Origin of the sequence: Streptomyces sp. NPDC056296 (genome assembly GCF_042268605.1) — a bacterium.
GTDB lineage: Bacteria > Actinomycetota > Actinomycetes > Streptomycetales > Streptomycetaceae > Streptomyces.
In genome coordinates this window covers 1-4,160 of the sequence record NZ_JBHJRX010000130.1, presented here as the reverse complement: position 1 = coordinate 4,160, position 4,160 = coordinate 1, and the positions used below count along the sequence as shown (strand labels likewise).

The 4,160-nt window shown below is 75.8% G+C and carries 1 protein-coding gene; it reads right to left on the bottom strand.

The features are described from left to right. Positions 1 to 117 precede the first annotated feature (117 nt). Positions 118 to 4,160: thioester reductase domain-containing protein (locus ACFCZF_RS40710; protein WP_376675966.1), on the bottom strand; the 4,043-nt coding region annotated here is incomplete at its 5' end.

Sequence of the window (4,160 nt, the reverse complement as noted above, 5' to 3'; positions counted from 1 at the left end):
GGGTTACTTTTGGGAGTGGGCCGGGGAGTCGAGGTCGCTGCACCGCCAAGGTGTGTTTTTGGTGCCGCCGGCCGCCTCTTCGTACGAGGCGGCCGGCGGCCCGTTCGCACGCCCCGCTCAGCCGGCGGGCGGGAAGTGGCCCTGCTGGACGAAGAACTCGACATACCGGCCGAAGAGCTCCTCGGTCAGCGGCGGGCAGGTGATGCCCGTCCCGGTCAGCGCCGCCTCCGTCTCACCGGTGTCGAGGGCCGGGTAGAAGGCGTCGGTGTCGGAGGTCATCATCTCGAAGGCGTGCAGCAGGGGCAGCAGCGCGTTGTCCCGGTCGGCCCGCACCGCCGCGCGCCACTCCTCCGGTTCCGCCTCGGCGAGCCGGTAGCCGAGCCGGCGCAGATACCGTACGCAGTCCCCCAGCCCCAGCGAGCTGCGGTTGAACAGGTGGTAGGTGCCGCCGGCGCCCTCCGGGCGGGTGGAGACCGCGAGGATCGCGGCACTCACGTAGTCGACCGGCAGCAGGTGGAACCGGCCCTCGGCCCCGGACGGCACGAGCCCCGCCTGGAGCAGGCCCTTCAGGCTGAGCCAGACGAAGTCGCGAGTCTGGCAGGCTCCGTTGTCCCGGTCGCCGGAGATCACGTCGACCCGGTGCACGGAGACCGGCAGTCCCCGTTCCCGGGCGAGACCGACGACCTGTTCGGCGACCCACTTGCTGCGCAGGTAGCCGCTGGGCAGCGCCTCGTACGGACCGGTCGGGTCGGTGACCCGCAACGGGACCCCGGGAGTGACCGGGCCGTCGAACACGCCCACCGTGGAGACGTGGTGGACGGGGACCGTGCGGTGCCGGGCGGCGAGCCGCAGCACCTCGCGGGTGCCGTACACGTTGGCGTCGCGCAGCGCCTCGTACGGCTTGAGCCAGTGGACCGAGGCGCCCGCGTGGTAGATCACGTCGACCGTGCGGGCGAGGCCGTCGAACCGCTCCTCGGTCAGTCCGAGCCGCTCCTCGGCGAGGTCGCCGACCACGACCTCCAGCCGGTCCTCGTCGACGCTGTCCCACACGCGGTACCACTCCAGGCCGGCGCGCAGCCGCTCGTACGCCTCCCGTTCCCCGGTGCCGCGGACCAGGCAGTGGACGCGGGCCGTGGTCGTACGCATGAGGTCGCGCAGCAGGAACGCGCCGAGGAAGCCGCTGGCGCCGGTGAGCAGGATCTCCCGCGGGTCGTCGACGGTGCGCACCACCACGGGGGCCGGGCGGATGTCGTCGGGGAGGTGGATGTCGGCCGTGTGGTCGACCTCCTCGGCGGCGACCGCGGTGTCCGGTGCGAGCCGTGTCAGCAGGTACGCGGCCAGGTCCCGCGGTGCCGGATGGTCGAAGACGACCGTGGCGGGCAGGATCAGTCCGGTGAGCGCCGCGACGCGGTTGCGCAGCTCGACGGAGGTGAGCGAGTCGAAGCCGAGCTGCGGGAAGGAGCGGTCCGGTGCGATGCCCTCGGGGCCGGAGCGGCCCAGTACCCGGGCGGTCGCGTCGAGCAGCGCGGCCAGGACGGCGGCGTGCCGCGCCTCCGCGTCGTCCAGGGCGGCCAGCCGGTCGGTCAGCGCGGGCCCGCTGTCGGCCGAGCCGTGGGCGGCGCCCCGGCGCGGGACACGGACCAGCGAGCCGAGGACGGCGGGGACGCGCGGTTGCTCGCCGAGCGCGGCCACGTCCAGCGGGGTGGCCACCACGTCGGGACGCCCGAGCCGCAGGGCCAGATCGAACAGCGTGCTGCCCTGCGCGGTCTCCACCGGGCGGAAGCCGCTGCGGGCGATGCGTCGCAGGTCGGCCTCGGTGAGGTCGCCGGTCAGTTCGGAGGCCTGCGCCCACAGGCCCCAGGAGATCGACGTGGCGGCCAGACCGTGGGCCGCGCGGTGCAGGGCCAGTGCGTCGAGGAAACCGTTGGCCGCGGCGTACGTGGACTGGCCGGGCCCGCCGACGACCGCGGCGACCGACGAGAACAGTACGAAGGCCGTCAGACCGAGGTCGCGGGTCAGGTCGTGCAGGTGCCAGGCCGCGTCCGCCTTGGGCCGCAGGACGCCGGCGAGCCGTTCGGGGGTCTGGGCGGCCGTCACTCCGTCGTCCAGCACGCCCGCGGTGTGGACGACTCCGCGCAGCGGGCGCTCGGGCGGGACCGTGTCCAGCACCCGGGCGAGGGCGTTCCGGTCGGACACGTCGCAGGCGGTGACGGTCACCGAGGCGCCGAGGGCGGCCAGTTCGTCCCGCAGGGCGCTCGCGCCCGGGGCGGCGGCGCCGCGCCGGCTGACCAGCAGCAGGTGGCGTACACCGTGCTCGGTGACCAGGTGCCGGGCGAAGAGACCGCCGAGGGAACCGGTGCCTCCGGTGATGAGGACGGTGCCGGCCGGGTCCCAGGCGGGGGTGCCGGAGGTGGCCGGGCGGCCGGCCCGGGTCAGGCGGGGGACGAGTACTCCGGGGACGTCGCCGGGCCCGTCCGCGTCCCGCAGGGCGGCCTGCGGTTCGCCCGAGGCGACCAGGGCGGACAGGACGGCCTCCAGGCCCGGCGCGTCCGGGTCCGGTACGTCGGCCAGGACGATCCGCCCCGGCGCCTCCGACTGGGCCGAGCGCAGCAGCCCCCAGGCGGCGGCAGCGGCCGGGTCCCGGACGTCCTCGCCGTCGGCGGCCGCGACGGCGCCGCTGGTGAGCACGGTCAGCGGTACCTGGTGCAGGGCGTCCTCGGCCAGCCACCGCTGGACCAGTTCCAGGGCCCGCCCCACGGTGGCGCGCACGGCGTCCGGAGGCGTGGTGCCCGGCGGTGCGGCCAGGCGGACGCGCACCGCGTCGATCGCCGCACCGCCGGCGACGGCGGCGGAGAGGGCCGGCACGTCGGGCTGGTCGCCGCCCCCGAGTTCCACCCAGTGCAGCGTCGCGGGCGCGAGCCGGCGGGGCGTCCAGGCGACACGGAACAGCGCGTCGTGGTCCCGGGTCCGTGCGGCGGTGACGGCGGCCGGTACGAGGGAGCCCGGCGTGACGGCTGCCACTTCGGCGACCGGCGCGCCGGACGGGTCCGCCAGGTGCAGGGCGTAGCGGGCCGCGTCCCCGGGAAGGGGGGTGAGGCGGACGCGCAGCGCCCGTGCGCCGGTCGCGTACAGGCGCACGCCCTGCCAGCGCACCGCCGCGCCCAGTTCGCCGTCGAGGACGGGCCGCAGGGCGGCGTCGAGGAGCATCGGATGGATACCGAACGCGTCGGCCCGGTCGGCGAGTTCGTCCGGCAGCCGCACCTCGGCGAAGAGTTCGCCGGCCCGCTGCCAGACACCGGCCGGGTCCCGGTCGTCCGGTCCGAGCGCGGTGGCCCCGGCGGGCGGCCACGGCCCGGTGCCGAGGGCCGTCGTGGGCGGGGTGAGCGGGCCCTGGCCGAGGGTGCCGTGCGCGTGGCGGATCCAGGAGGCGCCCGGGTCGTCGGGCCGGGTGTGCACGGTGAGTCCGCGCCGCCCGTCCGGGTCCGCGGCGCCCACCCGGATCTGCAGGCGGAGGGTGCCGCCCGCGGCGGGCAGGACGAGGGGTTCGTCGAGGGTGAGGTCCTCGACGACGGTGCAGCCTGTCTCGTCGCCCGCGCGGATCGCCAGTTCGGCGAGCACAGCGGCGGGCACGACGGGCTCCCCGGCCGCCGTACGGGCCGAGAGCCAGGGATGGGCACGCTCCGAGAGGCTTCCGGTGAAGAGCGTCTCGTCGCTGTCGCCGAGGGTCAGGGCCGTGCCCAGCAGCGGGTGTCCGGCCGGGTCGAGGCCGAGACCGGCGGCGTCCGGGGCCCCGGCCGAGGCCTCCACCCAGTAGCGCTGATGCTGGAAGGCGTACGTCGGCAGCGGTACGCGGCGGGCGCCGGACGGGGCGTAGAACGCCTCCCAGTCCACGCTCACGCCGGTCAGGTGCAGGTCGGCGAGGCTCTGGACCAAGGAGTGCGGCTCGGCGCGGCCGCGTCGCTGGAGGGCGAGGGCACGAGTGCCGGGGCGGTCATCGAGGATGCTCCGGTTCAGCGCGGTCAGGACGCCGTCGGGGCCGATTTCGAGGTAGGTGCGGACGCCCTGGTCGTGCATCGTGGTCACGGCGTCGGCATACCGGACGGCCTCACGGACCTGCCGGACCCAGTACTCCGGATGACGCAGGTCCTCCCCCACCGCCA